Annotated in this window: 11 protein-coding genes; 7 read left to right on the top strand and 4 right to left on the bottom strand. The window is 34.8% G+C overall.

Annotation, left to right across the window (positions count from 1 at the left end; genetic code table 11):
* Positions 1-13: 13 nt before the first annotated feature.
* Genes CSUIS_RS01625 through alaS form a run of 4 tightly spaced genes read right to left on the bottom strand, consistent with a single transcriptional unit; the run spans position 14 to position 5509 of the window.
* Positions 14-1954, bottom strand: a complete 1941-nt coding sequence (locus CSUIS_RS01625) for a transglycosylase domain-containing protein (protein WP_086242528.1) — start codon at positions 1952-1954, stop codon at positions 14-16.
* A complete protein-coding gene (gene maf, locus CSUIS_RS01630; protein WP_086237641.1) occupies positions 1951-2496 on the bottom strand; it encodes a septum formation inhibitor Maf in 546 nt (181 codons plus the stop codon). Before maf ends, CSUIS_RS01625 begins: the two co-directional genes overlap by 4 nt.
* On the bottom strand, positions 2493-2975 hold the full coding sequence (locus CSUIS_RS01635) for a hypothetical protein (RefSeq protein ID WP_086237642.1): 483 nt from the start codon (positions 2973-2975) through the stop codon (positions 2493-2495). Before CSUIS_RS01635 ends, maf begins: the two co-directional genes overlap by 4 nt.
* The gene (gene alaS / locus CSUIS_RS01640; RefSeq protein WP_086296832.1) at positions 2972-5509 is read right to left on the bottom strand and encodes an alanine--tRNA ligase; all 2538 of its coding nucleotides are present in this window, start codon (positions 5507-5509) and stop codon (positions 2972-2974) included. The genes CSUIS_RS01635 and alaS overlap by 4 nt, the downstream gene beginning before the upstream one ends.
* Before the next feature lie 140 nt (positions 5510-5649).
* Between alaS and CSUIS_RS01645 the strand changes: the two genes are divergently transcribed.
* From CSUIS_RS01645 to CSUIS_RS01675, 7 genes are all read left to right on the top strand, one after another.
* A complete protein-coding gene (locus CSUIS_RS01645) occupies positions 5650-5859 on the top strand; it encodes an alkylphosphonate utilization protein (RefSeq protein ID WP_086237644.1) in 210 nt (69 codons plus the stop codon).
* 42 nt (positions 5860-5901) lie between these two features.
* Positions 5902-7209, top strand: a complete 1308-nt coding sequence (locus tag CSUIS_RS01650) for a DNA recombination protein RmuC (RefSeq protein WP_086296833.1) — start codon at positions 5902-5904, stop codon at positions 7207-7209.
* A 176-nt stretch (positions 7210-7385) separates the two neighbouring features.
* A complete protein-coding gene (locus CSUIS_RS01655; RefSeq protein ID WP_086296834.1) occupies positions 7386-8732 on the top strand; it encodes an FAD-dependent oxidoreductase in 1347 nt (448 codons plus the stop codon).
* A gap of 99 nt (positions 8733-8831) precedes the next feature.
* Positions 8832-10274, top strand: a complete 1443-nt coding sequence (gene pyk, locus CSUIS_RS01660; RefSeq protein WP_086296835.1) for a pyruvate kinase — start codon at positions 8832-8834, stop codon at positions 10272-10274.
* Positions 10274-11494: a M16 family metallopeptidase gene (locus tag CSUIS_RS01665; protein ID WP_086296836.1), complete on the top strand. Its 1221-nt coding sequence runs from the start codon at positions 10274-10276 to the stop codon at positions 11492-11494. The genes pyk and CSUIS_RS01665 overlap by 1 nt, the downstream gene beginning before the upstream one ends.
* The gene (recG, locus tag CSUIS_RS01670) at positions 11494-13281 is read left to right on the top strand and encodes an ATP-dependent DNA helicase RecG (protein WP_086296837.1); all 1788 of its coding nucleotides are present in this window, start codon (positions 11494-11496) and stop codon (positions 13279-13281) included. Before CSUIS_RS01665 ends, recG begins: the two co-directional genes overlap by 1 nt.
* Before the next feature lie 62 nt (positions 13282-13343).
* Entirely contained in the window at positions 13344-14618 is a 1275-nt protein-coding gene (locus CSUIS_RS01675) for an aminotransferase class V-fold PLP-dependent enzyme (protein WP_086296838.1), read from the top strand.
* Positions 14619-14634: the final 16 nt, after the last annotated feature.

Here is a 14634-nt window from a genome sequence, read left to right on the forward strand (position 1 = left end):
ATTATTAAAGCTATTAAAATATTATCCCCTCTTTATCTTGCTTTTCTAGTATGCTATTTTGTTCTTTTGGTAGTGGTGAAGTAGATGTGTATAGGGCATCTACTCCATCATATATTTTGCGATAAACGCCACTAGGCATATCAAAATCTCGTTTGGTTTGTGGGTAATTTGCTATATACTCTTGCATAAATTGCTTAAATACAGGAGCTGCAGTTCTAGAGCCGCCTTCCACATATCTCATTGGAGTGTTATTATCATTTCCATACCAGACTAGGACTTGAATTTCAGGAGCAAATCCACAAAACCACGCATCTATGCTATCATTTGTAGTGCCAGTTTTCCCACCTAGTTCTATACCATCAATCTTAGCAGAGCGTCCAGTGCCGTTATTTACAACATTTTGAAGCATTTTAACCATCAAATAAGCTTGCTCTGGCTTGATAATTTCACTACTTTTTGGCTCAAATTTAAATATTTGCCCATCTTTACTCTCAACTGAGTTGATGAGTCTAGTTTTATGCCTAGTGCCAAGCCCTGGAAATATAGAGTATTGCTCACTATAATCCATAAGGCTTACACCGAAGCTACCAAGTGCGATTGATAGGTTATTTGGTATATTTTTAAATCCGAAATCCTCTAAATTCCTTTGAACTACATCAAGACCAATGGAATTTAAAAGGTTTATTGTGGCAAGATTTCTTGATTGTTTTAATGCGTCATTAAGGGTGATTAGCCCTTTGAAATTACCGCTAAAATTCTTTGGCTTCCAATCCTTATCCTCTTCACTATTCTTATTTGCTCCTTCATAAATTCTAGATATATCAGCGACTTTGCTTTGAGGGGATAGGCCTTGATTTAGTGCTATTTGATAGATAAAAGGCTTAAAGCTAGAGCCTGGTTGTCTATAGCTTTGAGTGGCACGATTAAAGTTGCTTTTTGCGTAATCAACCCCGCCAACTAACGCTAATATCTCGCCATTGGTAGGATTGGTAACTATCATTGCACCATTTAAAACTGTAGTGTTGGCATCTTTATTTCTTTTTAAAATTTCATTATAGCCAAATTTTAGTGCATTTCTAGCTATCTCTTGGACTTTTAAATCAGCGTTTAAAGTGATTTTATATCCGCCATATTTAATATCTTTATAAAGTGGGGTTAGCTGTTTGATAGTCTCATCTACTAGATATGGGGCTTTGTTTTGAGTTAGGGTTTGTTCGTAAATTTTTGGTGTCTCTTTTATAGCGGCTTGATACTCTTTATCTGTGATCCAGCCGATATTATACATTCTTAAAAGGACATTATTTGCCCTAGAGAGAGATAGATCTAAATGCCTAGTTGGATCATAGCTACTAGGAGCCTTTGGCAGACCAACTAGCATAGAGATCTCTTTTATGCTTAGCTCATCTAAATTCTTTTTAAAGTATCCAAGTGCGGCAGTTTTAATCCCATAATATCCATGCCCGAAATATACTTGATTTAAATATCGTTCGATTATCTGCTCTTTTGTAAGCTTTTGCTCTACTTCGTAAGATATGATTATCTCTTTGAGTTTTCTAGTAAATTTTTTCTCCCTTGTTAAGAGCATATTTTTAACTAGCTGTTGAGTTAGGGTTGAGGCACCTTCGACTAATGCCATTGCTTGAATATCCTTAATCGCCGCTCTAAAGATCGCTTCATAATTTATCCCGCCATGTTCGAAAAATGCGGTATCTTCAATGGCAATTAGTGCCTCTATAATGCGTGGGGGAATTTCGTTAAATTTAGCATATTGTCTATTCTCTTCATCAAAAATATAAGCGACTAAATCCCCATTTCTATCATATATATGAGTTGTGAGCTTTGGGTTGTAATCTACAATTTTTGATATATCAATCTTAATTTGAGAGTAAAAATATATAACTCCACCTATAGCGGTTAAAGCAATTATTATTAGTAGATTAAAAATATATTTCATAAAAATGCCTTTAAATTTATAATATCTAGCCCCATGGCTGTGGGTTTATTGCCTTTTTGGACTTCTATATATTTTTTATTAAATCCCTCTATCATCATAGCTCCAGCCTTGCCTTGCCATAGATTGCTTGCTATATATCTATCTAGATCATCGTTATCAAATTTTTTAAATTTATAGCTTGCGATGCTTAGCATATCAATTATCATATTTTGAGTGATAAATTTCATGGCAGTATATACGCTAGTTAGGCTATTGCTTTGGAGTTTTAACATATATCTAGCCTCTATCTCATCTTTTGCCTTGCCTAAAATAACTCCTTGACATACCACGCTACTATCAGCAAATAGCACACGATCATATTGGTTTTTAAATTTATCAAAAAACTGCTTAGCCTTGCTATTTGTGATACTCATAGCGTATTTAGCTGGTGGCAAATTAGAATCAAAATTCTCATCATACTCCATACAAACTTGGATAAACTCCACGCCATGCTCTTTTAAAATCAAAGCCCTACTAGCAGAGCTAGAAGCTAAAACTATCATAAAAACCCTCTAAAAGTTATGCCAAGGTATATATTTATAAATGATAAAACTATATTTAATGGGATAAAATAGTAGATTATAAGAATTAAATTCTCATGGCTCATTATCATATCATCTTTGATAAATGCCCCTTTGGCTTGGTGATACTTATATGAGATATAGGCTAGATTAGCACAGATGAAAATTAGTATCGCAATCTTGGTTTTGACAATAGCCTCTACCATTGGATCGCCTATTGGGAAGTGCTCACCATAAGACATGTATAATCCACCAAATAGCAAAAGTATCACCATTGCCAAAGCACTAAAGAGAAATTTGGTAAATTCTTTTAAAATTAGTTTATAGCAATTTTGCTCTGTATTTTTAAAGCAGTAGTGAGCGCAAATTGCTGTTACTATATGCAAGGCTATGAATAAAACAGCTATGCTAATATGTATAAATGGCGCTATCTGATCTAGCCTTGCAAATGCACTATTCAAATTTTACTCTTTATCATCTTACTAGCCTCTTCTAAGGCTTTTGAGATATTGCTTATATCTTTACCTCCAGCAGTAGCAAAATCATCTCTACCACCGCCACCACCGCCAACTATCGGGGCTATAGCTTTTACTAGCTCTCCAGCTTTTATATCTGTATTTTTGCTTCCTACAGCTAGGCTTACTTTATTATCTTTTGAACTAGCTAAAAATACCACAACCTTATCAAATTTATTTTTTATCTCATCTATTTTGGCTTTTATATCGCCATTAAACTCGCCCACTACTACATTTATACCATTTATACTCTCATGGCTAAGCTCTACTGATGAGTTGGCATTTTTAATCTCATTTTGTAATGATTTTATCTCATCTTTTAGCTTGGTTATAGCGATGATTGGGTCAGCTCCTTTTAGGCTAAATTTTATCTCTTCAAGCTCTTTTCTTAGCTCATTTGCATAGTTTAATGCTGCTTTAGAGCAAACTGCTTCTATACGCCTTACTCCAGCACTTACGCCACTTTCTTTGATGATAAAAAAGCTTCCTATCTCATTTAAATTTTCCACATGAGTGCCACCACAAAGCTCCTTAGAGCATCCCAAGGTCAGCACTCTGACTTTATCAGAATATTTCTCGCCAAATAGAGCGATGGCTCCGCTATTTTTAGCCTCTTCTAGCCCCATTATCTCTACTTTTGCTTTAGCACCTTTTAGTATTGCTTCATTTACGAAATTTTCTATTTTTTCTAACTCATCTTTTGAGAGTGGCTTTGGATGAGAGAAGTCAAATCTAAGCTTATTAGCCTCTACGCTACTTCCAGCTTGAGCTATGTGAGATCCAAGGATACTTCTAAGTGCTGCGTGGAGTAAGTGAGTGGCTGAGTGGTGGCGGCGAATTTCTAGCCTATTAAGGCTAACTTCACAATCTATGCTTTCTCCTATTTTTACGCTATTTTTTGTCTCTATGGTGCTTAGATTTAATCCAAAATATTTTTTTGTATCAAGAACTTGATTGCCACCTAAAAGCCCGGTATCTCCACATTGACCGCCACTTTGAGCGTAAAATGGAGTAGAATCAAGCATAATATATCCGATTTCTCCATTTTTTAGCTCATTTACTCTTTTAAATTCGCTATTTAAAAGGGCTAAAATTTTGCTAGTGCTTTTTAAATTTTCATATCCGATAAACTCATTTTCGCCAAATTCTTCAAGCAAAGCCTTAAAGTCTCCACTCTCTTTTGCAGCGTCTCCGCTACCTTTCCAGCTAGCTTTAGCTCTTGCTTTTTGCTCATTCATTAGCTCATCAAATTTAGCCTCATCTACGCTAAGTCCCTTTTCTTTTAGCATATCAGCCGTTAAATCAAGTGGAAATCCGTAAGTATCATATAATTTAAACGCTACTTCACCGCTAAAAGTTTTGCTTGAAGTTTTTGCTAACTCTTCGTTAAATAGATCAAGCCCAGCAGAGATAGTGGCTAAAAATCTCTCCTCTTCTAGTTTTATCAGCTCTTTTACATACTCTTTTTTCTCTTTTAAATAATCATAGTGCTCACCCATTAATTCTACTACTTTATCAACTAATCTATACATAAATGGCTCTTTTATCCCAAGCAAGTATCCATGGCGAAGAGCTCTTCTTAGTATGCGTCTTAGGACATATCCACGGCCCTCTTTATCGAAATTTACGCCTTGAGCTAGTAAAAATGTAGTTGAGCGAATATGATCGCTTATAACTCTAAAGCTAGCGCCACTCTCATACTCATATTTTAAATTTGCGATTTTTGCAACTTCGTTTATTATAGGCATAAATAAAGAGCTATCATAATTGCTAAATTTACCCTCTTTTATAGCAGTTACTCTCTCAAGCCCCATTCCAGTATCGATTGACGGCTTTGGAAGGGGGCTCATGGCTCCATCTTTATCCCTTTGAAACTGCATAAATACAAGATTCCAAATCTCTAAAAATCTATCTCCATCGCCACCCATATAATCTTCATCGCTGTTAAAATGCTCACTTCCTTGATCGTAAAATATCTCGCTACAAGGGCCACAAGGTCCAGTATCGCCCATAGCCCAGAAGTTATCTTTATCTCCAAATTTATAAATTCTATCTTTTTGAATATGCTTTTGCCAAATTTCATAGGCTTCATCATCATTTTCATGCACGGTTACATATAATCTATCTTTTGGTAATTGTAAAATCTCAGTTACAAACTCCCACGCATAAGCGATGGCTTCTTCTTTAAAATATTCCCCAAAGCTAAAATTTCCTAACATTTCAAAAAATGTATGGTGCCTAGCAGTGTAGCCGACATTATCTAAGTCGTTGTGTTTGCCACCAGCCCTAATGCAGGTTTGACAGCTAGTGCGAATAGGTGGAGTAGGGCGTGGCACATCACCTGTAAAAATGCTTTTAAAAGGCACCATTCCAGCATTTGTAAAAAGTAGGCTCGCATCATCTGGGACTAGCGGAGCTGAATCTATAATCTCATGTCCTTTGCTTTTAAAAAATTCCAAATACTCTTTTCTAATATCCATATTAATTTCCTAAGTTTAAAAATGGCTTGATTGTATCATAAATTTACTAAATTTATACTCAATTTTTATGCTTTATAGCTATGAAATTTAAGAATTAAATAGCTATAATTTTGGCTCAAATTAACCTTAAGGAGTATGTAGTGGCAAAGGATTCTAACGGGATAGAATTAAACGCTGGAGATAGCGTTAGCGTGATTAAGGATTTAAAAGTAAAAGGTGCTAGTAGCACAATTAAGCGTGGCACAACGATTAAAAATATCAAGCTTACAAGCAAAGATAGTGAGGTAGAGTGTAAGATAAATGGGGTTGGCGTTGTGGTGTTAAAGTGTGAATTTTTAAAGAAAATTTGATAATTTATATTAAAAAGCTTTGGTTTTAATGTGGAGATTTAGATGGTTGAGATTTTAAGCGCAGTGGTTGTGGTGGCGGTAGTTGTGTTGATTTGGCTTGGTTTTGTGCTGTTTAAAAAGCAGAGCCAGCTAGCTAGTCTAGAACAGAAATTTAGCGATTTAAGTGCAAATTTAAGCATAAAAGATCAAGAGTTAAACTCCATAAAAGATGAGAATAAAAATTTACAAGAGCAAAATATCCAAAATATCCAAAAAATCACACAATTAACTACAAAATTAGAAAGTGCAAATGAGATAAATGCGCAGCTAAAAGAGCGTCAAGATGAGCTAGATAACAAGACTAGGGAGTATTTTGAGCTAAAAACCAAGCAGATGAGTGAGAATTTGCTAAATTTAAGTAGCAAAGAGATGACTGAGAGCTCAGCTAAAATTTTAGAGAGCTTGATTGTACCATTAAAAGATGAGATAAATAAATACCAAAAATCAAATTTAGAGATAAATAACACATTTAAGGTAAATTTTGAGAATTTAAAAAGCGAAACTAAAGGCGTTATGACTCAAGCTCATAATTTAGCCGAAGCGTTAAAGAGCAATAAGAAAATTCTAGGCAATTGGGGTGAAATCCAACTTGATAGCGTGCTACAAAGCAGTGGGCTTATTTTGGGTGTTAATTATGAGAAGCAAGTAGCTTGTAAAGATGAAAATGGTAATCAAAAATATCTTGATGCTGTGGTTAAATTTGATGAGAATAAAAAAGCGATAATAGACGCAAAATGCTCACTTATCAATTATAATGAGTATCACAACGCCACAGATGAGAGCCTAAAAGAGGGCTATGCTAAGGCTTTGGCTAAGGATATTAGAAATCATATTGATAATTTAAGCTCCAAAGATTACGCATTTTTAGATAGTAAAAATTATGAGTATGTATTTATGTTTATACCTAATGATAATATGCTATTTGTCGCTCTTGGTGCTGATAGCACTCTTTATGAGTATGCATATGAAAAAGGTATATTTATAACCACGCCACTTACTCTTTTGATGGCTTTAAAAACGGTTTATATCTGCTGGAGAAATTTAAAAAGCGATGAGAATGCTGCTAGGATATTTAGCGAAGCTGGTAAAATATATGATAAATTTGATGTGTTTATCAAAAATTATGAAAGATTAGAAAATCAAGTAATTGCAATGTCTAAGGTAATCGAAGATGGTAAAACCACTCTATATCAAGGGCGTGGAAATTTAATAAGCAAGTTTGAAAACCTTAAAAAATTAGGAGCTAAAACTACAAAAACTTTGCCATATGCAATTAGCGATGATGAGTTAATATCAGAAAATAGGGGATAAAGACTATGTAATTTTAAAAGTAAAATAGCAAAATATGGGGATTTAATTAATTAAATTTAAATCTTCAGCTTTAAAGCTGAATAATTTTTAAATATTATAATTTACTATTTTTATTTTGTTATCTTTAAGTTTTATTAATATATACTACGGAATTCAAAAAATCTTAGGAGTGAAAGATGAAAGAGAAGCACTATGAGGTGGTGATAATTGGTGGCGGTATCAGTGGCGGTGCGCTACTATATGAATTGGCTAGATATACAGATGTTAAAAGTATTGCATTAATAGAAAAATATGGCGGTTTAGCTACGCTAAATTCGAAAGGAACGGCTAATTCTCAAACTATCCATTGTGGCGATATTGAGACAAACTATACATTTGAAAAGGCTCAAAAAGTCAGCAAAACTGCTAGAATGGTGGTAAAATATGGCTTACAGCACGGCTATCAAGGCAAATATATGTTTGATGGTCAAAAAATGGCAATTGGCGTAGGCGATGTTGAGGTTGATTATATTAAAAATAGATTTAATGAATTTAAAGAGCTTTATCCATACTTGGAGTTTTATGATAAGGCTGAACTAGCTAAAATCGAGCCAAAAATTATATTAAATAGCGATGGTACTCATAGGGCTGAAAATGTGGTTGGTATGGGTGTTAAAAGTGGTGAATATACCACCGTTGATTATGGTGCATTTACAACTACATTTGTAGAAAATGCTAAAAAAGAGGGCGGAGAGTGTGATGTATATCTAAACTCAAAAGTGGATATAATCACTCAAAATGCAGATAAATACTATATCCAAACTGCAAATGGTCTATCAATTAGTGCTGATTTTGTCGTAGTAAATGCTGGTGCTCACTCTTTATATTTAGCTCACAAAATGGGATATGGGCTTGATTTTGGTTGTTTGCCTGTGGCTGGGAGCTTTTATTTAACTAAGAAAAAACTATTAAATGGCAAGGTTTATATGGTACAAAATCCTAAATTACCTTTTGCTGCTTTACATGGCGATCCAGATATTTTAGCTGATGGTTGTACTAGATTTGGCCCTACTGCTTTAGCACTTCCTAAACTAGAGAGATACCATGATAATTGGGGAAGTTTCCTTGATTTTTGTAAAACTTTAAATTTTGATTCAGCCATTGCTGGTATATTATTTGATCTATTTAAAGATAGCGAAATTCGCAACTATATTTTACGCAATTTCTTATTTGAAGTTCCATATCTAAACAAAAAATTATTTGTCAAAGATGCTCAAAAAATTGTCCCAAGCCTAAGTACTAACGATATTTATTATGCTAAAGGTTTTGGCGGTGTTCGCCCTCAAGTATTAAATAAAACGGAGAAAAAATTAATGTTAGGTGAAGCTAGTATAAATCCAAAAACCGGAATAATCTTTAATATGACACCAAGCCCTGGTGCGACAAGCTGCCTTGGCAATGCGTTAAGAGATGTTCGTGAAGTTTGTGAATATCTAGGCAAAAACTTCAACGAAGCCAAATTAAACGAAGAGTTATTTGATTAATATTTAGGCGGATTATCCCGCCTAAATTCTACTTTATTTTATATTTTTTTCATTATTTATTCTTAAATTTGGTATAATTATCAAAACTTAGGAGCAGATATGAAAAAGACAAAAATCGTAGCAACTATCGGCCCATCTAGCGACTCTATAGATGTGATTAAGTCATTAATCCAAGAGGGGGTTAATGTATTTAGGCTAAATTTCTCACACGGCACACATGAGTATCATAAATCCACAATTGATAAGATTAAAGAGGCTTCAAATTCTCTTGGTATTAGAGTTGGAGTCTTACAAGATATTTGTGGGCCAAAGATTAGGGTTGGAGCCTTAAATGAGCCATTTGAGCTAAAGGCTGGAGATAGATTAAATGTATTAAAAGATAGCATAATTGGTCGTAAAAATGGCGAAATTTATGAGCTAAGTATCAATCAACCTCAAATTTTATCTTTGATTAAAGAGGGTGAATATATATATTTATATGATGGAACTATCAGAGCAAAAGTGGTGAAGTGCTCAGCTGATATTATCGAAACCATTATAGAAAATGATGGCATTTTAAGCTCAAATAAGGGAGTGAATTTCCCAAATACGAAGTTAAATATTGATGTTATTACGCAAAAAGATAGAGATGATATGCTTTGGGGAGCTCAAAATGGGGTGGATTTTGTCGCTATTAGCTTTGTGCAAAATGCAAATGATATAATAAATGCCAAAGCTATATTAAGAGAATTTGGCTCAAATGCTAAGGTTTTTGCTAAGATAGAGAAATTTGACGCAGTAGAAAATATCGATAGTATTATAGAAGCAAGTGATGGAATTATGGTAGCTCGTGGGGATTTAGGAATTGAGGTGCCATACTACAAAGTCCCAAGCATTCAAAAATCAATAATCAAAAAAGCCAACGCAGCCAATCGCCCAGTCATCACAGCTACCCAGATGATGCTTACAATGGCTAAGAGCCAAAGTGCCACTAGGGCTGAGATTAGCGATGTTGCAAATGCTGTATTAGATGGAACTGATGCTGTGATGCTAAGCGAAGAGAGTGCGGTGGGTATAAATCCAGTAGCAGTGGTAAAAGCGATGAGTGCTACAATAATCCAAAGTGAATCTATCTATCCATATGGTAAATTTGATGAGTTTGAATTTGACGATGAGACAGATATGGTAGCTAGTGCTAGCTCGCATTTAGCTCAAAGGATCGGTGCTGATGCTATCATATCCATTACTAGTAGCGGATCAAGTGCGATAAAAATGGCAAGAAATCGCCCTACAATGCCTATAATAGCCGTAACTCATGATGAGGCCATCGCTAGAAGCCTTACAATTGTTTGGAGTGTTACTCCAAGCTTGGTTGTTTCTAAAAATCAGCTAAATTTGCTACTAGCTAATACAATAAAAGGCTTAAAAGATGCTGGTTTAATCAACTATGAATCTACATATACTCTTACAGCGGGTTATCCAGCTGGAAAGATTGGTAGCACAAACTACATAAGGATTTTAAGAAAAGACCAAATAGAGTATTATTTAAATGAGGTAAAATAGTGGAGAGATTAAATTTAAAAATTGATAATATTGATCTGATTTATGAGCGTAGTTGCGAGTTGCCACTTGTGGGATTAAAGCTTGTTTTTAAGGTAGCTGGAACCTGTAGTGAAAAAAAATATGGAGTAGCAAAATTAGCCGCTGAATTATTAAGCGAAGGGACGAAAAAGCTTGGTAGTAGTGAGTTTAATAAAGCTCTTGATATGAGGGCTATTATGCTTGGGGCTAGTGCTGGATTTGAGACATTTGAGATTAGCTTAGAGAGTTTGAGCGAACATTTTGAATATGGATTTGATATGCTTGTGGATTTATTATCAGATCCAAACTACGATAAAAATATATTAGAAAAGCTAAAAACTCAAGCTCTAGGCGTGATCGCTTCATATAGTAGCGACTATGATTATCAAGCTAGTAGCGCATTACAAGAGATTTTATACCCTAACTCACGCTTAGCTACGCCTAGTATCGGGACACCTAAGAGCATTAGTCAAATAGAGCTTAGCGATATTAAGGAATTTATAGAAGATAGCTTAACTCTTGAGAATATGTTCGTTGTTTTGGGTGGAGATATAGAGTTAGAAAATGTCAAATTCCAAAAGCTTTTTAATGTGTTAAACCATGGCAAAGAAAAAACATTAACCAAGATAGAAGTAAGCAAAAATAAGAATTTAAAGATAATTGATAAGCCAAGCGAGCAAGCTTATATATATTTTGGTTCGCCGATTAATTTTGATTTAAGGGATAAATTTAAGCTAAATGTGGCTATGTTTATTCTTGGTAGTAGCGGATTTGGGTCTAGATTGATGGAGGAGATTAGGGTTAAGCGTGGGCTAGCTTATAGCGTATATTGCTCGGCAAATTTAAATTTAAGCTATAACTCTTTAAATGGCTACTTACAAACTAAAAATGAGAGCAAAGATGAGGCCATAACTCTTATAAAAGATGAGATAGCTAAATTTGTCCAAAATGGAGCAACGCAAAAAGAGCTTGACGCGGCTAAAAATTTCTTGCTTGGTAGTAAGCCTCTTAGCAAAGAGACGCTATTTAAGCGACTTGCAATAGCTCAAAAGGAGCATTATCAAGGCTATGAGCTTGGCGAATTTGATCTAAATTTAGAGCGTATAAAGGCTTTGGGATTAGATGAGCTAAACTCATTTATATCTAGCTTAGATGAGATTAATTCTCTTAGTATCGCTTGTTTATATAATGAGCAAAAGTAGTGGAGCAAATTAAAGAGCTAAAAGAGCTAGGGATTGCTAGTTTGCTAGATCTAGCTTTGATACTGCCAAAGAGTTTTGAGGATTTGCGTATAAAAAATCAGCCAAATTCAGGCGATAATAGCGTAGAAATAGAGATTAAATCTACGCTTACTCGCCCTAATACACTTAATGTTTTGGCTTATTGTATCTCTTGGGATTGTAGTGTAAGTATTGTTATTTTTAATGCTAAAGCGTGGCATTATGCTTCATTTAAGCGTGGTAAGAGGCTTTATATCTATGGTAAAAGCATGTTGTATAATGGAATTTGGCAGTTTAGCAATCCTAAGATTATAACCAAGGTTGGCCAGATTATCCCACATTATAAAAGATCTATAAAAGATAGCCAAATTCAAAAATTAATTCAAAAATATATAAGCCTTGACTCTTTAATCGCTCAAGGACTTGAAACTAATGAGGCTAATGAGATTTTATCTTTACATAATCTTAATGAGACAAATTCAGCTTTAAATTTAACCCCTAAGCAGATGAAAATTTTAAAATTTATTGAAATTTTTAACTATTTAAAAAAGCTTAGTGTAAAAAAAGTGCTATTTAAAGCCACTGCTATTAAGCCATATGATATTTCGCAGTGGTTGGATAATCTACCTTTTAAGCCTACTAATGACCAGCTAAAAGCGCTAAATGATATTAAAATCGATCTTGCTAAAGATCTATCAGCAAAACGAGTGATAATGGGAGATGTAGGTAGCGGTAAGACTTTAGTGATACTTGGTGCGGCACTTTTAAATTCTCCAAATTTATCTATTTTAATGGCACCTACTACCATCCTTGCTACTCAGCTTTATAGTGAGGCAATACGGCTTTTACCGAAATTTATGAAGGTGGTATATCTACAAAAAGGCTCAAAAAATATAAATTTAGAAGATGCGAATTTGATAGTTGGCACTCACGCACTCTTATACCAAAATTTACCAAAAAGCACTCTAATAATGATCGATGAACAGCATAGATTTGGCTCAACTCAACGGCAAAAAATCGATGAATTAACTCGTGATGAAAGCCTAAGGGCGCACTTTTTGCAATTTAGTGCGACACCTATTCCTAGGACGCTTTGTCTTATTGAGTCTGAGCTAGTTAGCTTTAGCTTTTTAAAGCAAACTCCATTTATTAAGCAGATTAAAACGCTAATAATCCAAAATAGCGGATTTAACGCACTTTTAGAGCATATCAAGGCTCAAATTCAAGAAAATAAACAGACAATAATCATCTATCCGCTCATAGAAGATAGCCAAGTAAGCAACTATCAAAGCTTAAGCACGGCTGCTCCATTTTGGTTAAATAAATTTCAAAAGGTCTATATCACGCATGGCAAGGATAAGCAAAAAGATGATATTTTAGAGCAGTTTGCTAATGATGGCAATATCTTACTAGCTACTACGATTGTTGAGGTTGGGATTTCACTTCCTAGACTCTCTACTATTGTTATAGTTGGTGCTGAGAAGTTAGGTCTTGCTTCACTTCATCAGCTTCGTGGTAGGGTTAGTAGAAATGGCGGAGTTGGCTGGTGCTATCTATATACTAAGCTTGATAATATACCAAGTAGGCTTAAGGAATTTGCTAAAACTCTTGATGGATTTGAGGTGGCTAAGATAGATTTAAAAAACCGCCAAGCTGGAGATATTTTAGATGGGACAATTCAGCATGGGGCTACATTTGAATATTATGATATGGAAGAGGATATAGCTCAAAAAGCCAAAAGTAGATTAGCCGCTTTAAGGGGCAAATAGAGTTTGTGAATTTAGATTTTACTAAATTTTAGTATAATTAGACAAAAATCTAGGAATAAGTATTGAATATAGATAAAATTCGCCAAAATATAATATTAAAAGATGGAATTTACTATTTTGATTGGACTGCTAGCGGGCTTGGGTATTTGCCTATTGAAGATGAGATAAGGCGAGTTTTAAAGACTTACGCTAACACTCATAGCGAGTGTAGCCAATGCTCAAATATCACGACAAATTATTATGAAAATGCAAGGGCTGGAATTAAAAGATTACTAAATTTACAAAGCGATTTTTTGCTTTTACCATGCGGACAAGGCAGCAGTGCGGCGATCAAAAAATTTCAAGAAATTATGGGAATTTATATTCCACCAGCTACCAAAATGGCGTTGAATATCAATTTTGATAGTATAAGGCGATCTTTGCCTTTAGTGATTGTTGGGCCATATGAGCACCATAGCAATGAGATTAGCTATAGAAGTGGAGCTTGTGAAGTGGTGCGAATACCTCTAGCTAGAGATGGCGGATTACACTGGGGGGAGCTAGATAAAATTTTAAAGATTAACGCTAATAGAAAGATTATAATTAGCATTAGTGCTGCTTCAAATGTAACTGGGATTAAAACTGATATAAAGGCTATAAATTCCATAGCAAGGCGGTATAATGCTGTAATTGCCATAGACGCTTCAAGCTTGATAGCGTATGAGAATGTAGATAGCTCTTTGTGTGATGCTATATTTATATCTTCGCATAAATTGCTTGGTGGGGTTGGTGGTTGTGGGATTTTAGCTATTAGAAAATCATTATTTAATACAAATTTGCCTACATTTTCAGCTGGTGGAACGGTTAGCTATGTTAGCAAAAAAAGTGTGCGTTATTTAGATGATATAGAGCAGATAGAAGATGCTGGAACTCCTGCCATTACTCAGCTTATCCGTGCGTATTTGGCTTTTGAGCTTAGAAATCAAGTGGGACTGGAGTTTATCAAAAATCAAAAAGATAGGCTGATGAGTAAATTCGAATATGGACTATCTCATATAAAAGGGGTGGTAAATTACGCTCCAAAAGATAAGGAAAAACTCGCTATTTTTGCTTTTAATATCAAAGGCATATCGCCATTTGATTTAGCTCAAACTCTAAGCTTGAAATTTGGAATTCAAAGTCGTGATGGATGCTCATGTGCTGGACCATATGGACATGATCTTTTAGGGCTTAATGATGATGAACCGCTTAGCTTTAAGCCTGGCTGGTTAAGAGTTAGCCTTCACTGGTCTCATAGCGATGATGATGTGGATTATCTATTAAGTGCGATTAATCAAGCTAAAAAATATTTAGCTTGATCTTATCTAAGCTGTA

The organism is Campylobacter porcelli, assembly GCF_002139855.1.
GTDB classification, from domain to species: domain Bacteria; phylum Campylobacterota; class Campylobacteria; order Campylobacterales; family Campylobacteraceae; genus Campylobacter; species Campylobacter porcelli.